This is a genomic window from Bradyrhizobium sp. AS23.2, from assembly GCF_001908185.1.
GTDB lineage: Bacteria > Pseudomonadota > Alphaproteobacteria > Rhizobiales > Xanthobacteraceae > Bradyrhizobium.
Window position 1 is genome coordinate 1 of sequence record NZ_LGHM01000134.1, and the last position, 18,665, is coordinate 18,665.

The 18,665-nt window shown below is 65.1% G+C and carries 14 protein-coding genes; 7 read left to right on the forward strand and 7 right to left on the reverse strand.

Annotated features, from left to right (window positions below):
- Positions 1–175 (reverse strand): FAD-dependent oxidoreductase (locus AC630_RS27445; RefSeq protein WP_143198359.1); only part of this gene is annotated, 175 nt, incomplete at its 3' end.
- A 9-nt stretch (positions 176–184) separates the two neighbouring features.
- The gene (nadA, locus tag AC630_RS27450) at positions 185–1,291 is read right to left on the reverse strand and encodes a quinolinate synthase NadA (protein WP_074121590.1); all 1,107 of its coding nucleotides are present in this window, start codon (positions 1,289–1,291) and stop codon (positions 185–187) included.
- A 326-nt stretch (positions 1,292–1,617) separates the two neighbouring features.
- On the opposite strand from nadA, the gene AC630_RS27455 reads away from it, so the two are divergent.
- The 7 genes from AC630_RS27455 to AC630_RS27485 all read left to right on the forward strand — a co-directional run bounded on the left by AC630_RS27455 (position 1,618) and on the right by AC630_RS27485 (position 12,974).
- Positions 1,618–2,868, forward strand: a complete 1,251-nt coding sequence (locus AC630_RS27455; RefSeq protein WP_074121591.1) for an MFS transporter — start codon at positions 1,618–1,620, stop codon at positions 2,866–2,868.
- Positions 2,869–3,074: 206 nt separating this feature from the next.
- Positions 3,075–4,061 (forward strand): acrylyl-CoA reductase (NADPH), encoded by a 987-nt coding sequence (gene acuI, locus AC630_RS27460; RefSeq protein ID WP_074121592.1) that lies wholly within the window; start codon positions 3,075–3,077, stop codon positions 4,059–4,061.
- Positions 4,062–4,175: 114 nt separating this feature from the next.
- A complete protein-coding gene (locus AC630_RS27465; RefSeq protein WP_074121593.1) occupies positions 4,176–4,763 on the forward strand; it encodes a hypothetical protein in 588 nt (195 codons plus the stop codon).
- A 406-nt stretch (positions 4,764–5,169) separates the two neighbouring features.
- Positions 5,170–6,927 (forward strand): methyl-accepting chemotaxis protein, encoded by a 1,758-nt coding sequence (locus AC630_RS27470; protein ID WP_074121594.1) that lies wholly within the window; start codon positions 5,170–5,172, stop codon positions 6,925–6,927.
- Between the two features lie 238 nt (positions 6,928–7,165).
- Positions 7,166–8,740, forward strand: coding sequence for a methyl-accepting chemotaxis protein (locus AC630_RS27475; RefSeq protein WP_245330534.1), 1,575 nt, complete (start codon positions 7,166–7,168; stop codon positions 8,738–8,740).
- Between the two features lie 301 nt (positions 8,741–9,041).
- The gene (locus tag AC630_RS27480; protein ID WP_074121596.1) at positions 9,042–11,012 is read left to right on the forward strand and encodes a methyl-accepting chemotaxis protein; all 1,971 of its coding nucleotides are present in this window, start codon (positions 9,042–9,044) and stop codon (positions 11,010–11,012) included.
- A gap of 273 nt (positions 11,013–11,285) precedes the next feature.
- Positions 11,286–12,974: a methyl-accepting chemotaxis protein gene (locus AC630_RS27485; RefSeq protein ID WP_074121597.1), complete on the forward strand. Its 1,689-nt coding sequence runs from the start codon at positions 11,286–11,288 to the stop codon at positions 12,972–12,974.
- A 3-nt stretch (positions 12,975–12,977) separates the two neighbouring features.
- Here the strand turns inward: AC630_RS27485 and AC630_RS27490 are convergent, their stop codons facing one another.
- The 5 genes from AC630_RS27490 to AC630_RS27510 all read right to left on the reverse strand — a co-directional run bounded on the left by AC630_RS27490 (position 12,978) and on the right by AC630_RS27510 (position 18,652).
- The gene (locus AC630_RS27490) at positions 12,978–15,680 is read right to left on the reverse strand and encodes a DUF2339 domain-containing protein (protein ID WP_074121598.1); all 2,703 of its coding nucleotides are present in this window, start codon (positions 15,678–15,680) and stop codon (positions 12,978–12,980) included.
- Positions 15,681–15,808: 128 nt separating this feature from the next.
- On the reverse strand, positions 15,809–16,777 hold the full coding sequence (locus AC630_RS27495; protein ID WP_074121599.1) for an NUDIX hydrolase: 969 nt from the start codon (positions 16,775–16,777) through the stop codon (positions 15,809–15,811).
- Positions 16,778–16,796: 19 nt separating this feature from the next.
- Entirely contained in the window at positions 16,797–17,303 is a 507-nt protein-coding gene (locus AC630_RS27500; RefSeq protein ID WP_074121600.1) for a tyrosine phosphatase family protein, read from the reverse strand.
- Positions 17,304–17,432: 129 nt separating this feature from the next.
- Positions 17,433–18,047: a YfbR-like 5'-deoxynucleotidase gene (locus AC630_RS27505; RefSeq protein WP_074121601.1), complete on the reverse strand. Its 615-nt coding sequence runs from the start codon at positions 18,045–18,047 to the stop codon at positions 17,433–17,435.
- Positions 18,044–18,652: a DNA-3-methyladenine glycosylase I gene (locus tag AC630_RS27510; protein ID WP_074121602.1), complete on the reverse strand. Its 609-nt coding sequence runs from the start codon at positions 18,650–18,652 to the stop codon at positions 18,044–18,046. The genes AC630_RS27505 and AC630_RS27510 overlap by 4 nt, the downstream gene beginning before the upstream one ends.
- Between the last annotated feature and the right edge of the window lie 13 nt (positions 18,653–18,665).

The window sequence follows — 18,665 nt, forward strand, 5'->3', positions numbered from 1 at the left end:
CGGCGATGCCGCCTTGGGCCCAGGCGGATGAGGCGCCCTGTCCGAGCGGCGCCGCCGAGATCAGCGTCACCGGCCGCGGCGCGAGTTTCAGCGCACAGAAGAGTCCGGCAAGGCCTCCGCCGACGATGACGACGTCGTCGGTGCTGCAGGTGAGGTTGTGGATGTTGTCCTGCATGGTCTGCCCTCAATTCTTCAGATTGATCATCCGCTCGACCGAGCGCCGTGCTCGCATCGCAAGCGCGGGATCGATCGTCACCTCCTCGCGAAGCGTCAGCAGGCTGTCCAGAATGTTGGCGAGCGTGATGCGCTTCATGTGCGGGCAGAGATTGCAGGGGCGCAGCATCTCCACATCCGGCAGCTCGGCCCGCACATTGTCGGCCATCGAGCATTCGGTGATCATGACGAGCCGCCGCGGCCGCTTCGCGCGCACCCAGTTGATCATGTGCGCGGTCGAGCCGGTGAAGTCGGCTTCCGCCAGCACGTCCGGCGGGCATTCGGGATGCGCGATGATCTGCACCGAGGGATCGGCCTCGCGAAGCTCGCGCAGCTCCTCGCCGGTGAAGCGCTCGTGCACCTCGCAGGCGCCCTTCCAGGCGATGATCTTCACATCGGTCTGCGAGGCCACATAGGTCGCAAGATAACGGTCGGGCAGGAAGATCACGTTTGGCGCGCCCAGGCTTTCGACCACCTGCACGGCGTTCGACGAGGTGCAGCAGATGTCGACCTCGGCCTTCACCTCCGCGGACGTGTTGACGTAGGCGACGACGGGTACGCCGGGAAATTTTTCGCGGAGCAGCCGCACGTCGGCGCCCGTGATGCTGGCGGCAAGCGAACAGCCGGCGCGTGCGTCGGGGATCAGCACCGTCTTGTCCGGGTTGAGCAGCTTTGACGTTTCCGCCATGAAGTGCACGCCGCACTGGACGATGATGTCGGCTTTCACCTTGGTGGCTTCGACCGCGAGCTGGAGCGAGTCGCCGCCGATGTCGGCGACGCAGTGGAAGATTTCGGGGGCCTGGTAGTTGTGCGCGAGGATCACCGCGCCCCGTGCCTGCTTCAGCTCGTTGATCGCCTTGATCGTCGGCGCCATCAGCGGCCACTCGATCGGCGGGATCACGTGCTTGACACGGTCATAGAGAGGCGCGGTGGCGCGTTCGACTTCCGCCGTCCATTCCAGCGCGGGCATCGGCAGCGCGGGTCCCGTTCGGGCCGGTGCGGCGCGGGGGAGGGTGATGGCTTGGCCCTGCGGCCGGTCGGCAAAGTCGTCGGGGCCGTAAATTCCAGTGATCGGCATTGAAGCCTCCCGCAAACTAGTTATGCTCTATGAGAGCATATTTGGAGCCTGAGAAATCCGGCGCGGAGGCCGGGTCAGATCCATGATATGCTCAATGTGAGTAAATCAAAGATAACATGCCACGCGAGGCGCCGCTAGGGGCTGCCGCACACATTCCCGTCAAGTCGCGTCGGACGCCTCGGGCGAGGCGCGATGAAACGCAATGCTCCCGCGGCAGCTCTTCGTGGAACGCAATCATTTTTGACTTGGGATTTTCATGCATCTGCATTAAATGCGTGGCTCGCGGCCGCCTATTCCGGATCCGCCAACGACAGATGAGGAAGTGCATGTCGACGCAAGTGGGCGAGCTCGGTCCGGTTTCGCGTTCCGCCAACTGGCGCACGCCAGCCGTCATCATTCTCTGCGGTTGTGCGATCGGCATGCTGGGCTTCGGCCCGCGCTCGGCGCTCGGCTTCTTCGTGCAGCCGATGAGCCACGAATTCGCCTGGGGCCGCGACGTGTTCGGTCTCGCGATCGCCGTGCAGAATCTGCTGTGGGGATTGGGCCAGCCGTTCGCCGGCGCGGTCGCCGATCGCTTCGGCCTGTTCCGGGTGATGTGCGTCGGTGCGCTGCTCTATGCCGGCGGCCTGCTGCTGATGCGTTACTCCTCGACGCCGCTGTCGCTCAATATCGGCGCCGGCGTCATGGTCGGCTTTGGTCTTGCCGGTTGCTCGTTCAATCTGGTGCTGTCGGCGTTCACCAAGCTCTTGCCGGCCGAGAAGCGCGGCCTTGCGCTCGGCGCCGGCACCGCGGCGGGATCGTTCGGGCAGTTCCTGTTCGCACCCATCGGTGTGGCGCTGATTGACAATTTCGGCTGGCAGCAGGCGCTCACCGTGTTCGGCTTCCTGATGCTGCTGATCATCCCGCTGTCGCTGGCGCTGTCGACGCCGCCGGTCGCAAGCACGGCAAATGCTGCGCCTGCAGATGAGCAGACCTTCACGAGGGCGCTCGCGGAGGCCTTCGGCCATCGCTCCTACGTGCTGCTGGTGCTCGGCTTCTTCACCTGCGGCTTCCAGCTCGCCTTCATCACCGTGCATCTGCCGGCGTTCCTGGTCGATCGCGGCATCTCGGCGCAAACCGGTGGCTGGGTCATCGCGGCGATCGGCCTGTTCAACATCATGGGATCGCTGAGCGTCGGCTATCTCCAGAACACCCTGCCGAAGCGCTACATCCTGTCGACCATCTATTTCACGCGTGCGCTTGCGACGCTCGCCTTCATCTCGTTCCCGATCACGCCGTTCTCGGCGATCGCATTCGGCGCGGTCTCCGGCGTGACCTGGCTGTCGACGGTGCCGCCGACGTCCGCGCTGGTGGCGCTGATGTTCGGTACGCGCTGGCTTGCGACGCTCTATGGCTTCGCCTTCGTCAGCCATCAGATCGGCGGTTTCCTCGGCGTCTGGCTCGGTGGCATCGTGTTCGAGCGGTTCGGTTCCTATACGCCGATCTGGTGGCTCTCGATCTTGTTCGGCGTGCTCTCGGCGCTGATCAATCTTCCGATCGTGGAGAAACCTGTTCAGCGACTAGTGCCGGCGATTTGAAGTTCCTGCAGAGCAAGCCGCGAATTCGTTCAGGAACTTCAAATCGATAACCGGCACTAGGATCATGTATTTGCTGGCGCTCCTCTTAATTCCGAAGTTCGCTCCTGTGGTGCCGATAAGGTTTGCGAACTTCGGAATTGGAGCGCCAGTTGCGCAGCCTGCCTGATCGGCTAAACATTCCCTGAAACAAGTCAGGGAGTTCAGTCGTGGCCACATTCAAGGCGATCCGGATCGACAAGGCGGACAAGGGCACCACCGCCGCGCTCACGCAGTTCGACGAAGCCGAGCTGATGGACGGCGACGTCACCGTCCGCGTGGAATGGTCGACACTGAACTACAAGGACGGCCTCGCGCTCACCGGCAAGGCGCCGGTGGTGCGCCGTTTCCCGATGATCGCCGGCATCGACTTCGCAGGCACCGTGGAGCAATCCTCGCATCCGCAATGGAAGGCGGGCGACAAGGTCGTCTGCACCGGCTGGGGCATGGGCGAAACCCATCTCGGCGCCTACGCCGAGAAGGCGCGGGTGAAGGGCGACTGGCTGGTCGCCTTGCCGCAGGGCCTGTCGGCGCGCGATGCCATGGCGATCGGCACCGCCGGCTTCACCGCGATGCTTTCGGTACTGGCGCTGGAAAAGCACGGTCTGTCCCCGAAGAGTGGCCCCGTGGTAGTGACGGGCGCAGCCGGCGGCGTCGGCTCGGTCGCGACGGCCGTGCTGTCGAAGCTCGGTTACCACGTCATTGCTTCCACCGGCCGCGCCTCGGAAGCGGACTATCTGAAAGAGATCGGTGCGGCCGAAGTCATCGACCGCAACGAATTGTCGGCGGCGGCCAAGCCCCTTGCCAAGGAACGCTGGGCGGGCGGCGTCGACAGCGTCGGCTCGACCACGCTCGCGAATCTCCTGTCGATGACCAAGTATGGCGGCGCGATCGCGGCGTGCGGCCTGGCGGCCGGCATGGACCTGCCGTCTTCTGTCGCTCCCTTCATTTTGCGCGGAGTGTGCCTTCTCGGCATCGATTCCGTAATGTGCCCGATCGAGCCCAGGAAGGCTGCCTGGCAACGCCTCGCGTCCGATCTGGATCGGACAAAACTATCTGAAATCACAAAGGAAATCCCGCTCGCCGAGGTTTCGGCGTGGGGCGCGAAAATCCTTGCCGGCCAAGTCCGGGGCCGCATCGTGGTTAAAATTGTCTAACGGCGTTTAGACTTTACCAACCAAGCTGCGCCAATGTTGCCTTGGTTAGTATGGTAAGCAGTGGGTAAAGAGATCGGGCATCGCCCGCTGCGGGGGTTGAGTTCGGAGTTGAGCATGCTTGCGCGTATCATGTTGGGGGCTGTCACGGCGGCAGCGACGTTTGCGCCGGCCATTGCAGGAAGCATGAACGCCGACGAGGCGCGCCGCTTCGTCGCCGGCAAGGTGTTCGCCTTCACCTGTTTCGACGGCACCCGCGGTGCAGGCCGCATCCTCGACGATCTTGGCGCTGCCGGCGCGGTGCAGTTCTCGGGCGCAGGGCCGGTGCGCCATCTCCGCCTGCCCGGCAACACGCTCCAGATCCGCGGCCAGAACGTCTGCGCCTCGATCAAGGGCATTCCGTTCGAACCCTGCTTCAACCTGGAAAAAACCGACGATCGCAGCTTCCGCGGCTCGGTGTCGGGCATGGGCTTCGCCTATTGCGACTTCCACCACCAGGGCGGCAACAAGATGCTGATGGCGCGCGCGGTGGCGCGTCCGCGCTCGCTGCGCGCCTCGGAGCACACCGGAACGGTCGGCGCGTCGAACACCGAAGTCGCCGCGCGCGTCGAGACGCCGCGTGTCGAGAGCAGCCGGCTCGAGCCGGTGAAATCGGAGCCCGCCAAGACCGAGGCCCCGCTGGAACTGCGTCGCTCGACGCAGTGAAGAGGCCGCGCGGGACCGCTCGCGCAGCTTGTCGTTGAAAGCCTCCGTCGAACAGGAAGCCATCGCGCCGTAGTCAGCGCACGGCGGTTCAACGATGTCGCCGACAAGAAGAGAAACCGGCCTTCCACGTCAGCCTGGTCGGCGAGACCGCTCCCTGAGCGCTTCTCCTCTTGCGTCACAGGTGCCTACAACCTAGTCAAACTGGACGAATATTGCGCCTATTGCACGCAATAGATGCAAATGCTGCATGTTTTGAAGGCTTTTTACGTAATTCTACCGAGTTCGAAGCAATCATCATTAACCTTACGCTCGAACCTCGGAACTAGCCTGGCCGGATTGGAGCACCGTCGCTCATGCAGCCGAGAACCTTGATGGGCCGGCTAAGCCTTTTCAGGGAGGATTTTCAATGTCGCGCATCATCAATATGCGTATTGGGACCAAGCTCGCAGTTGCGGCCGTTCTCAGCATCCTTCTTATCGGCGCAATGATCTTCGTTCAGACCAGCGGCAACGGCGCTGTCCGCCATGCCAATCAACTCGCGAACTCGCAGCAGATGTCGGCACGAGATGCGGTCGATGCGAAGGCGTCGATCAGGGCGATGCAGATCGCCGTCCGCGATATTCGCCTGGCGGGCAATCTGGCGGATTTGCAGAAGGCGCGCGAGTTCCTCGAAGAGCGGCGGAAATCGGCGATCGGTTTCGTCGACGCAATCCTGAAGGTTGCGACCTCTGGTGAGAATTCCGATCGCGCGACCAGGATGAAAGTGCTTGTCGGGGACTATGCGGCTCGAGCACTGGAGATCGCAGCCGTGCGGAGCGAGTTGATCGGCCTCGAGTCGCGGCGAGTTGCTGGCGAAATGCCCGCCGACGCGTCCGCGCGCGTCGTCAAGCTCAACGAGGAGGCGGTGCGGATCGCCCGCGAAACGACGCTGCCGATCGCTGCGGAACTCGAGGCGCTGGCGGGCAAGGCGTCCGAGTTCGCAGCGCACGGGGCTGCCGAGGAGAGTGCCGCGGCAACTCAGGAGATGTCGCTGGCGGAGAGAAATTCGCTGCTCATCGCAGCGCTGGTCACTCTTCTGCTGATCGGGACTTCCCTCCTCAGCGTCTTCACCATTGCGCGGCCCATGAAGGCCTTGACGGCTGCGATGCTCGAACTCGCCAACGGCAATTTCGCCATCGTGCTGCCCGGGCTCGGACGCAAGGATGAGATTGGCGATGTCGCCGCCGCCGTCGAGCGATTCAAGATCGTCTCCCAGCAGAAGGCGCGCGCGGAGGCCGAGGCCAAGATGCGGCAGGATCAGATCGCAGCGGAGCATCGCAAGTCGGAGATGCGCAAGCTCGCCGACAGTTTTGAGGGCGCCGTCGGCGAAATCGTCGGCACGGTGTCATCGGCCTCGACGGAGCTCGAAGCATCCGCCACCACGCTGACCTCGAGCGCGGAACGCACACAGGGGCTCACCACCGTGGTCGCGGCGGCCTCGGAAGAGGCGTCTACCAACGTGCAGTCGGTCGCATCCGCCACCGAGGAACTATCCTCCTCGATCACCGAGATCAGCCGGCAGGTGCAGGAATCCGCCCGCGTGGCGAGCGAGGCCGTCGGCCAGGCCCGCACCACGACCGACCGGGTCAGCGAATTGTCGAAGGCGGCAACGCGGATTGGCGACGTCGTCGAGCTGATCAACACCATCGCGGGCCAGACCAATCTTCTGGCGCTCAACGCCACGATCGAGGCCGCGCGCGCCGGCGAAGCCGGCAAGGGCTTTGCGGTCGTTGCTTCCGAAGTGAAGGCTCTCGCCGAGCAGACGGCGAAGGCGACCGGCGAGATCGGCCAGCAGATCTCCGGCATCCAGGCGGCGACGCAGGAATCGGTTGGCGCGATCAAGGACATCAGCGACACCATCGAAAAGCTCTCCGAGATCTCCTCGACCATCGCCGCGGCCGTGGAAGAGCAGGGCGCGGCAACGCAGGAAATCTCCCGCAACGTGCAGCAGGCCGCGCACGGCACGCATCAGGTCTCGTCCAACATCACCGACGTGCAGCGCGGCGCGAGCGAGACCGGCTCGGCGTCGTCACAGGTGCTGTCTGCGGCACACATGCTGTCCAGCGACAGCGATCGTCTCAAGCGCGAGGTCGGCAAATTCCTCGAGACGGTACGCGCAGCGTGAAACTCCGTGTTTCTACGACCAACAAGGTTAAGGGAACCGGAATCATTCTTCGCCAGATTCCTCGATATCGCGCCGCTGGCGCAGGCGCTTTCTCCTGAAGGATTCCCGTTATGAATTTCCTCGGCTCCGCATCCTGAGCAAGATCCTCGGGATTGTCGTTCTGTTGTGTGGAATCGGCGCTGCGATCGCCTGGATTGGCGTCTCCGCACTGAGTGACCTCAGTGAAAAGGCGGACGTGATGTCCACCGCGGCGCGGCGAGCCCTGTTCGCGGCGCGTGCCAACCAGAACGTCATTGCATTGAACCGCGCTGAATTCCGTAGCGCGCTCGATCCTCGTGACGACAACCGCCTGGCCGCGCGCGAGATCATCAACACCCAGCTCAAGCAGTATCAGGAACGTTTCGACGAGCTGAGCCAGACCCCGGACGAGAAAGCCAAGGCATTGCTTCCCGGTGTGCGCGACGCGTTCGCTGCCTACAGGAGCCAGATGGACGCGACGCTCGCGGCGGTCGAAGCGGAGAAGTCGAGCAAGCTGAGCGAGAGCGCCGACAAGCTGCGCGACACGGCCATGAAGAGCCGGGTCGCCGCCGAAAATCTCCAGGGCAAGATACGCGAGCTGGCCGAACGCCTCAACACTCGCGTGGAGGAGAAGAGCAAGGAGGCGCGCGAGCAATATGAATCGACGTCGCGCTTCCTGATCATCCTTGCCGCGCTCGGCGTCGTCGTCGGTGGTGTATTGGGCTTCATCACCGGCCAGTACGGTATTGCCAAGCCGATCCGCATGATCGTCGGCGTGCTTCAGGAGCTGGCCGCCGGCCGCTACCAGGTCGAGATCACCGGCCTCGATCGCAAGGACGAGGTCGGCGAGGTTGCCAAGACCGCGGAAGTGTTCCGCGAGAACGGCCTCGCCAAGATCCGCATGGAAGCCGAGCAAAAGGAGATGGAGCAGCGCACTGCGGCACAGCGGCGCCAGGACATGCTGCGGCTAGCCGACCAGTTCGAGAGTGCCGTCGGCGAGGTGATCGAGACCGTGAGCTCGGCTTCGACCGAGCTCGAGGCCTCCGCCACGACGCTGACTTCGACCGCCGACCATGCCCAGCAGCTCGCGACCGTGGTCGCCACGGCGTCGGAAGAAGCCTCGACCAACGTGCAGTCGGTGGCATCGGCGACCGAGGAATTGTCGTCCTCGATCACTGAGATCAGCCGCCAGGTGCAGGAATCGGCCCGCGTCGCCAGCGAGGCGGTCGGCCAGGCACGCACCACGACCGATCGGGTCAGCGAATTGTCGAAGGCAGCGACGCGGATCGGCGACGTCGTCGAGCTGATCAACACCATCGCGGGCCAGACCAACCTGCTCGCGCTCAACGCCACGATCGAGGCGGCGCGCGCCGGTGAGGCCGGCCGCGGCTTCGCCGTCGTCGCCTCCGAGGTCAAGGCGCTGGCCGAGCAGACCGCGAAAGCGACCGGCGAGATCGGGCAGCAGATCGCCGGCATTCAGGCCGCGACCGAGCATTCGGTCGGCGCCATCAAGGACATCAGCGACACCATCGAAAGGCTGTCGGAGATATCTTCCGCGATTGCGGCGGCGGTGGAAGAGCAGGGCGCGGCGACGCAGGAGATCTCCCGCAACGTCGCACAGGCCTCGCAGGGCACCCAACAGGTGTCGTCCAACATCACCGACGTCCAGCGCGGCGCGAGCGAAACCGGCTCGGCATCGTCGCAGGTGCTGGCGGCCGCGCAATCGTTGTCCGGCGATAGCAACCGCCTCAAGCTCGAGGTCGGCAAGTTCCTCGGCACTGTGCGCGCCGCCTAAGCCCGGCTCAGAGCCATTTCCGTTCCGATGGAATCGGAACGGGGCTCTAGATTTTTGTTTTGACGCGTTTTCTTTACGCGAACCGGTATCCACTTCGCTCGAAAACGCTCTAGTACCGACTCGATCCAACGACCGCCGCACTTCAATGCGCGGCGGTCGTTCGCGTTTATGTTGCAGTGCCGCGACGAATAACGCGCAGGGTTAACGTTCCAGAAAAGCGAAGCAGGCATCATCTGCCCAATTTCTCGGCACGATTCGCTGCCGCCCCGCCATTTTATCCCAAGCCCTTTGGAGCTCGTCCATGAGCGCCCTTTCCATTCGCCTCACCCATAAGGTCATGGCGATCGGACTTTTCGGCCTCGTCGGTCTCGTCGCTTTCGGCGCGATCTATGAGATCGGCAGCTTCTCCCAGGATGCGTCCCACAACCTTGCCAGCCGCGCCCGCGCGATCGCCGACCTCAGCAAGCAGCTCTCGATCGAGATGCTGGAGGCTCGCCGCAACGAGAAGAACTTCCAGCAGCGCCGCAACGAAAGCTACGCCAAGGCGCATGCCGAGCTGATCGGGCCGATCAACCGCGATTTCGACGAGCTCGAGCGGATGACCTCATCCGGCGATACGCGTGTTCTGTCGGACAAGGTCCGGCAGGCGCGTGAGGGCTTCAAGCGTTATGCCGCGGACTTCGGATCGATGGTGGCCGCCGAGATCAGGCTCGGCCTGAACGAGACGCTCGGCCTATCCGGCTCGCTCCGCGCCGCCGTGCACGACATCGAGGCCAAGCTGAAGGAGATCGACAATCCGCGGCTGACGAGCTCGATGCTGATGATGCGCCGGCACGAGAAGGATTTCATGCTGAGGCGTGATCCCAAATACGTCGCCGAGTTGAAGAAGGCCGCGACCGAATTCTCGAAGGCGATGGAGGCGGCCGCGGTCCCTGCGGCGGTAATGCCGGATATCACGGCCAAGCTCCAGAAATACCAGTCCGAGTTCGTGGCCTGGGCGGAGACCGCACAGCAGAGCGCGGTCCACGACGCGAGCATGATAAAGACGTTCCGCGAGCTCGAGCCGGCGATGCTCGAGGTGCGGGCCGCGGTCGAGAGCCTGTACAAGCAGGCCGACGCCGCGGAAGCCGCAACGCGTGATGCCGTGCGCCTGTGGATGACGATCGCCTTCGCCGTCACCTTCATGGTGCTTGCCGTCGTCGGCTTCTTGCTGGGACGCTCGATCTCGAAGGCGTTGTCCGGCATGGTCGGTGCGATGACACGGCTTGCGCGCGGCGAGCTCTCGATCTCCGTCCCCGGCGTCGGGCGCAAGGACGAGATCGGCGAGATGGCCGGTGCGGTCGAGGTGTTCAGGACCAACATGGCGGACGCCGAGCGGCTGCGCGCCGAGCAGGCGGAAGCGGATGCGCGCCGCCGCGCGCAGCGCAAGGCGGACATGCAGCGGCTTGCCGATGGGTTCGAAGGCGCGATCGGCGAGATCATCGAGACCGTCTCGTCGGCGGCAACCGAGCTCGAGGCGTCCTCCAACACGCTGACGCAGGCGGCCGAGCTCGGCAACGGGCTTGCCACGGCCGTCGCGGCGGCTTCGGAAGAGGCATCCGCGAACGTGCACTCGGTCTCGTCCGCCAGCGAGGAGATGACCACGTCGATCTCCGAGATCAGTCGCCAGGTGCAGGAATCAGCACGTGTCGCCGATGTCGCGGTCGAGCAGGCAAAGCGCACCAATGCGCGCGTCTCCGAGTTGACGAGGGCGGCGGGCCGCATCGGCGACGTGGTCGACCTGATCAACACCATCGCCGGCCAGACCAACCTGCTGGCGCTGAACGCCACGATCGAGGCGGCGCGGGCGGGCGAAGCCGGCAAGGGCTTTGCGGTGGTCGCGACCGAAGTGAAAGAGCTCGCCGATCAGACCGCGAAAGCGACGGGCGAGATCAGCCGGCATATCGTTGCGATCCAGGCTGCGACGCAAGACTCCGTCGGGGCGATCAGGGACATCGGCGACACGATTGCGCGGATGTCGGAGATTTCGTCGACCATCGCCGCCGCGGTGGAGGAGCAGGGCGCCGCGACGCAGGAGATCTCTCGCAACATCCAGCATGCCGCCCATGGCACCTCGGAGGTTTCGGCGAACATCGGTCACGTTCAGCGCGGCGCAGGCGAGACTGGCGCCGCTTCCGCCCAGGTGCATTCGGCGGCTCAGTCGCTGTCGCAGGAGAGTAACCGGCTGAAGAGCGAGGTCGCGCGCTTCCTGGAGTCGGTGCGGGCGGCCTGACGATCCGTTCGAGCGGCACGTTGCGTGAAATGCGGTGCGCTGGTGTGGTGCTGCGCGATGTCCGTGTGCTGCAGCGCATGATTGCTGAATATCGGCGACAGCGAATTCCGTACTTTCACGTAGGTTCCTGTTAACGGCTGTTTGTAATTATGGGCGCAATCTTACCGGATAAGAATCCGCCAGCATTGTTGAACCGACTTCCGTCCTATCGTCCGTCGTGGCGATCGCGGCGCAGGCCACTTGCGCGTTCAGGTATCATCGGGATTTGTTGTGATGTCGAAGTTGTCGATCGTCTTCAAGCTTCTGACTGTGTTGTCTGTCCTCGTGCTCTCGCTCGCAGGTGTCGGCGTGACGGCGATCGGCACCATGCAGAACATCAACTCCCATACCGTCGAGATCGCGCAGAGCTGGTTGCCAAGCGTGCGTGCACTCGGCTCGATCCGCGCTGACGTTAATGAGCTGCGCGTCGCGCTCCGTCTGCACCTGATGCAGGACACCGCCGAAGGGAAGGAGGCTGCCGAGAAGCGTCTTGCTTCGCTGCGCGCGCGTATCGAGCAGACGCGGAGGGTCTACGAACCTCTGATCACTTCGGCTGAAGAGCGGAGCATCTATGAGCAGTGGACGAAGGCTTGGGCCGAGTACCTGAATGGCGTGCAGGACGTGATGGCGCTGTCGCGAAAGAGCACCGGCCGTTTCCCGACCGACGCCAACGAGATGTTGCAGACAAAGGTTGCGAAGATGGCCCAGGCGGCCGACCCGCTGCTTCTGAAAGGTATCGAGCTCAATAACCAGGGCGCCGAGACGGAGACCAAGCAGGCCGCCGACAGCTACGCCACCATCTTCCGGGTGCTGGTCGGCATCATCGTGGCTGCGGTCGTGATCGCGATCGGCGCCGCTTATTACCTCGTGCGCGACGTCTCGCGTGGCATTGCCTCGATCGTCCGGCCGATGCAATCGCTCGGCGAAGGCGATCTCTCGGCCGAGGTGCCGCATCGCGGCGAGAGGACCGAGATCGGCTCGATGGCGGATGCGCTGCAGATCTTCAAGGAAGCGCTGATCGCGAAGAAGGCCGCCGATGAGGCGGCCGCGGCTAACGCCGAGGCCAAGATCCAGCGCGGCCGCCGCGTCGACGCCATCACCCGCAAGTTCGAAGCCATGATCGGCGAGGTCGTCGGGACCGTGTCGTCGGCTTCGACCGAGCTCGAGGCATCGGCGATGACGCTGACCAACACGGCGCAGCGCGGGCAGGAGCTCGCCACCGTCGTTGCCGCCGCCTCCGAGGAAGCCTCCACTAACGTCCAGGCCGTGGCATCCGCTTCGGAAGAGCTGTCATCCTCGATCACCGAGATCAGCCGCCGCGTGCAGGACTCAGCGCGCATGGCCTCGGAAGCGGTCGACCAGGCGGCGCGGACCAACGACCGCGTCAACGCGCTGTCGCAGGCGGCCTCCCGCATCGGCGATGTCGTCGAGCTCATCAACACCATCGCGGGCCAGACCAACCTGCTGGCGCTGAATGCGACCATCGAGGCGGCGCGCGCCGGCGAAGCCGGCCGCGGCTTCGCGGTCGTTGCCTCCGAGGTCAAGGCGCTGGCCGAGCAGACTGCGAAGGCGACCGGCGAGATCGGGGCGCAGGTCTCGGGCATCCAGGCCGCGACGCAGGAATCCGTCAGCGCCATTCAGGAGATCGGCGGCACCATCGAACGGCTGTCCGAGGTGTCTGCGGCCATCGCCGCGGCTGTCGAGGAGCAGGGCGCGGCCACGCAGGAGATTTCGCGCAACGTCCAGCAAGCCTCGGTCGGCACGCAGGAGGTCTCCGCGAACATCTCCGACGTGCAGCGCGGCGCGATCGAGACCGGCTCGGCTTCGACGCAAGTGCTGTCGGCGGCGAAATCGCTGGCGAGCGACAGCACCCGCCTGAAGGTCGAGGTCGCGCAGTTCCTGGACTCGGTCCGCGCGGCCTGACGCTTACGCGCTCGTCTGCGGGGCCGGCGGCGGGACCTGCCGCCGGAATAGGATGCGCTGGTAGAGCCAGCCGATCGCGACGAGCACGACGCCGAGGCACATGAACGACAGCGCGCGGTAGACGCCGGTCAGCGTCGACATGTCGATCACGAAGGCCTTCAGGATCGTCAGCGCAATCACGGCGGCGGACGCCAGCCGTGCCCGTTCGGAGTTGACGAGGATACCGACGCCGAGCAGCACCACGCCGAAGGCGAGCCAACCGATCGAATAGGTGTATTGCTCGGCGCCCGTGGTGCCGCCGTAAAGCAGGACCGGGCCGTGATAGAAGCGGCGGATCTGCAGCGTCACGTAGGCGAGCGCGAATACAAGTGCACCGCCCGCAAGCGTGTTCGCGTATGCGACAGGGCGATGTCCCGCCATCGCATAGGACAGCAGCAGCATCAGCACCGCCGGAAGCGCATAGCCGAGCAGCAACAGGTTGAACACGGCACCGCCGACATTGACGCTGCTGAGCAGCCACGGGTTCTCGAGGATCAGGAGGCCAAACACGCTGATGAGTCCGGCGATCGCGGTAAGCGCGATTGCGCCGACATTATGCACGATGCTGTGGCTCCTCAGCCGCAGCCGCTCCAGCCCGATCGCCATGGCGAGCGAGATGCAGGCCTGAAGCGCGAATTCGAGCAGCGACGGCGCCGCCGTCATGTTGCCACCGGTCGCGAAGTGGCGGATCTCCATGAAGGCGAGCAGCGCGGTGAACAGGATCGCGGCGGCCTCGACCATGCGCAGCGGCGCATCGTCGCCGCGGCGGCGCAGGAAAATGCTCGCGGCCCAGAACGACAGCGCCGGCAGGCCGTAGCCCCACAACAGCCAGTTGAAGATGGGTGTCGTGCCGACGGCGTCGCCGACGATGCGCGGATCATAGGCGATGCGGGCGGTGACGATGCCTGCGAAGATGGCGGCGAGCCAGCGCAGGAACGGGATCGGCCGCTGCATCGAGATCCAGGCGGTCCCGAGTGACATCAGCGCCAGCGCGATAGTGAGCCAGCCCTTCTCCAGCGCAAAGGTCAGCGCCAGCGCCAGCGCGCCGAGCGTGCCGGTCGCGAACAACGCGGTGGAGATTGCGACGCCGGGCCGGGTCTCGCGGCGGGTGAGCGATTCAGTCGCGGCTGCGAAGGCGGCGGCGAGCAGGACGGCAAGGACCGCGAACGGGATCGAGCGGTCGAGATGGGCGATACGTGCGTAGAGCGCAATGAGGATCGCGATTGGTGTCGCGACAGCCGTCGCAGACCACACCACCGGGATGATCGCTGAGTTCGAGCGGCCCTGCGCGAGGAAGCCGGTGAGGCCGAAGCCGGCGGCGAGGATCGCGGCCATCACCAGATGCAGAGTCACCGCGCTGTCGGTCGCTGCCGGTCCGATGCCGGACATTGGACCGCCCGGCAGTACCAGCATATCCGGATTAGCGCGCACCGCCCATTCGGCGAACACGATGAAGACGGTCGCGGCAGCCGCGCCAAGGGCGCCGGTCGCTGCCGGCGCCCGCCAGGCGACGAACAGTGTCGCGAAGACGAGAAGCGTGAAGGCGATCAACGCAAGATCGGCATGCGCGCTCGACAGCACGATCAGCATCGCACCGAACAGATAGGCGCCGAGCGAGCTCGACGACACCGGCTCGATTTCACCGTTTTCGATCGTCGGGCCGAACATGAAGCCGCAGACGACGAGGAGTGCAGCCAGCACGAAGCCGGCGATCACATGGAAAGCATGCGGCGCGACCTGCAACTCGCCGGTATCGAGACCTGGGAAGATCCAGAGCACGGCGAAGACGATGGTGGCCACCGCGAGCCAGCGCCACAACCGGATGCGGGCGAGGCCGAAGCTCGCGGCGGTGACGATCGCGAGATAGATGTAGAGCGCCCAATAGTCCGGCTTGCCGCTGGAGACGAGAATTGGTGTCACGAACGCGCCGACCACGCCGAGGCCGGCAAGCGCGGGTCCGTGCAGCAGCGCGGCGGCGAGCGTGCCGAGTGCGACGAGGCTGAGCAGCACGAACGCGGTGGCGGGAACGAGGAAGCCGTAGAGCGCGTAGGCGGCGTAGATGGTCGCAAACGCCACCGCCGTGCCGGCCGCGGTCAGGATCGCGGGGATGTTGGCGATCGGGAGCGCCTGAATGCTGGAGATGCTTTCCTTGCGCCGCGTCCATTCGCCGGCACCTAACAGCGCCAGCGCGAACAGGCCGCCGAGGAACACGCGCACGCCGGGACCGACGAGCCCGGCCTCGATCGAATAGCGCACCATGAAGAAGCCGCCGAGCGCGAGCGCAAGGCCGCCGATCCACACCACCCAGCGCGTGCCGAGCCGTTCCTCGAAGCCGGGCGCCGGCGCGGGCAGTGGAGGCGGTGTCTCGGCGCCGGTGCTTGCTTCGAGCGGGGGTGGTGAAGCCTCTTCGGTGATGGGCGGCGATGGCACCAGTTCGACTTCCGGCGCAAGTGGCGGCGGCCCTGCGGCCGTCGTTGCGGCCGCGGGCGCCTGCTCCTGCGCGGGCAACAGAGGCGGCGGCTGGACCTGTCGCTGTGCATACAGCATCGCTTCGAGCGAGTTCAGTCGCCGGCGCAGCTCGGCCGCCTGGCTGGAGGCCTTGATCGCGATCAGGAAGGCGACGATCGCGATGATCACCGCAAAGACGTCAAACGGGCCGTCGAACATGAAGCCTCCAGGCAACCGGCGGACAGGGGCCGATCGCGCAAATCTCGGGTCTTAGTTTTGAGCATGATCTTTATCGGAAAACCGCTACGCACTTTGCGCTAACGCTGCCCTTCGGGTCCGGATCATGCTCAGCGCCGGGAGCGTACGCGCAAACCCGGCGCGGGCCGCTCCTGGAGCACGTCACGGCGGAAGCGATAGAGCGCCGCCGGCCGTCCGCCGGTCTGTGTCGACATCACGCCGGTCGGTTCGACCAGGGCTTCGGTTTCGACCAGGCGGCGGAAGTTCTGCTTGTGCAGGTGCCGGCCGGAGACGGCCTCCACCGTATGCTGCAATTCCGTGAGTGTGAACTCGGCGGGCAAAAGTTCAAATACGACAGGACGATACTTCAGTTTCGCGCGCAGCCGCGCGATTCCCGTGGCGAGAATCCGGCGGTGATCGAACCGCATGGACGTGCCGAGCGCGGGAAGCGTCTTGCGCTCTAATGCCGCAGGGCGGCCGTCGCGCCGGGCCTCCTCGATCAGCCCGGCCTCGTAGAGCAGCTCGTAGCGGTCGAGCACGCGCTCCTCGTCCCAGGGCGCGCCGTCGAGGCCGAAATAGAACCGCACGCGATCCCTGCGCGGCAATGCGCGCGTGGTCTCCGGCGTCTCCTCCTCGGCCCACTTCGTCAGCGCGGGAATGATGTCGCGGGCGATGATCGCGGGCGGCTCCTCGCGCCAGTCTTCCCAGGGAAAGAAGCGATACCACGGTTCGAAGCTCGCGCCGGTTGCTGCGAGCTCGCCATCGACCTCGCGGGTCAGCGCGAGATAGCCGATCGATACCATGTGGGCGCCGGTGTCGCCGGCCTCCGCATGCCGGCCGCGATCGCCGAACGTGTAGAGTTGCTCGACATAACCGAGCCGCAAGCCCGTCTGCGCCTCGACCCAGGCGCGCAGGCCGATCTCAAAAGTGCGGTGGCTCAGCGGATCGAACGGGCCGAACGGCAGTCCGGCAAGGCCGTCGCTGCCGCGCGCGGTGAGGATCTGCGGCTCATGATCCTCGATCGCGACGATCGCGGCGGTCAGACCGATCTCGATCGGCGTCAGCGGCGTCTCGCTCATGCGGTGATGATCGCAGCTGTCATTCGAGCTCGATCACGAAAGGGCGGCCCTCGATCATCATCGCGCCGGGGCCCATCTCGTCGAGCGCACGCAGCATCCGGCCGTTGCGCCCGAGCGCGCGGTCGGCGAGGCCGACGATGCGCCGGTTCGGCGAGGCGATGGGCGATGCCGCGCGGATCTTTCGCGCGATCTCGATCTCGTCACGATTTGGATTGAGCGCACACACCGCAGCGAACGCGCTCGCGGTGGAACGGCTGATGCCGGCATAGCAGTGCACGACCAGGGGCGCGCTGCGATCCCAGCCGCGCACGAAGTTCAGCACCTGATCGATATGCGCCTCGGACGGCGCGACAAAACCGTCCATCTCCTCGGTGATGTCGTCCATCGACACCTTGAGATGGTTGGCCGGCAGCACGGACACCGGCCGCGCCACCTGTTCGACATTGGCCATCACGGTCAGCACATGGCTGGCGCCGGTGAGGCGGACGGTTTCGGGAAGCGCGGCGAGGGAACAGACGTGGATCATGATGGACCTTTTTCTTGATTATAGCCGCGGCCGTAGGGTGGGCAAAGCGAAGCGTGCCCACCACTTTTATCGCAATCGCGAAGGGATGGTGGGCACGGCGCAAACGCGCCTTAGCCCACCCTACGGGACTTACGCAAACACCGCGCTGAACCGCTCCAGAAACTGCTTCTCCGCCCGCGCTGCGGTCCAAGGGGTGAGATAATCGCGCCGGACGCTGTCGGAGAGGCCGGGGTCCTTGCCGAACAGGCGCCTCGCCTCGCTCTCGCTGAAGCCGGCAAGCTCGGTTGCCTCCAGATAGGCCGCGCCGCGATCGGCGGCCTTGATGGCCAGTGTGATCTCGTCCGGCAGCACCGGCGGCAGGCCGAAGCGGATGTGGATGGCGCCGAGCAGGCGTTTCTCCACTGCCTTGTAGTGGCCGTCGAGCACGGCCTTGAACGGCGAGATCATGTCGCCGATCACATATTCGGGGGCATCGTGCAGCAGCGCGGCGAGCCGCATGCGCTGATCGACGCGCGGCATCTCGTGCCGCATCACCGTTTCCACCAGCAGCGTGTGCTGCGCGACCGAGAAGATGTGCGCGCCGGTGGTCTGCCCGTTCCAGCGCGCCACCCGCGCCAGGCCGTGCGCGATGTCGGCGATCTCGACATCGAGCGGGGAAGGATCGAGCAGATCGAGCCGCCGGCCCGACAGCATGCGCTGCCAGGCGCGGGATTGCGCGTCGCGCGCGATCTTCTTCGCGGTCATTTGACCTTGAGGCGCGGCTTGCGCTGCGTCTTGCCGCAGGTCGCGTGACAATGGCAGTCGACGAGATGGTCGTTGACCATGCCGGTCGCCTGCATGAAGGCATAGACGATGGTCGGGCCGACGAACTTGAAGCCGCGCGAGGACAGCTCCTTGGAGATCTGCACGGAGAGCGGCGTCGAGGCCGGCACGCTCGCACTCGTCTTGAACTGGTTGACCTTGGGTCTTCCGTCGAGGAAATCCCACAGCAGCTTCGAGAAGCCCGGCCCCTTCTCCATGATCTCCAGATAGGACTTCGCGCTCAGGATCGTGCCGTCGATCTTGGCGCGGTTGCGCACGATGCCGGCATCGTTCATCAGCGCATGAACCTTCTTGGCGTTGTAGCGCGCGATCTTCTCCGGCTGGAAATCGTCAAACGCTTTGCGGAAATTGTCGCGCTTGCGCAGGATCGTGATCCAGGACAGGCCGGCCTGGAAGCCGTCGAGGATCAGCTTTTCATAGAGCGCGCGGTCGTCATATTCCGGCACGCCCCATTCGGTGTCGTGATAGGTGACGTAGAGCGGATCTTCGCCGGGCCAGGGGCAACGCGTCAGACCGTCGGGGTGCAGGCGGGGGGGCGCG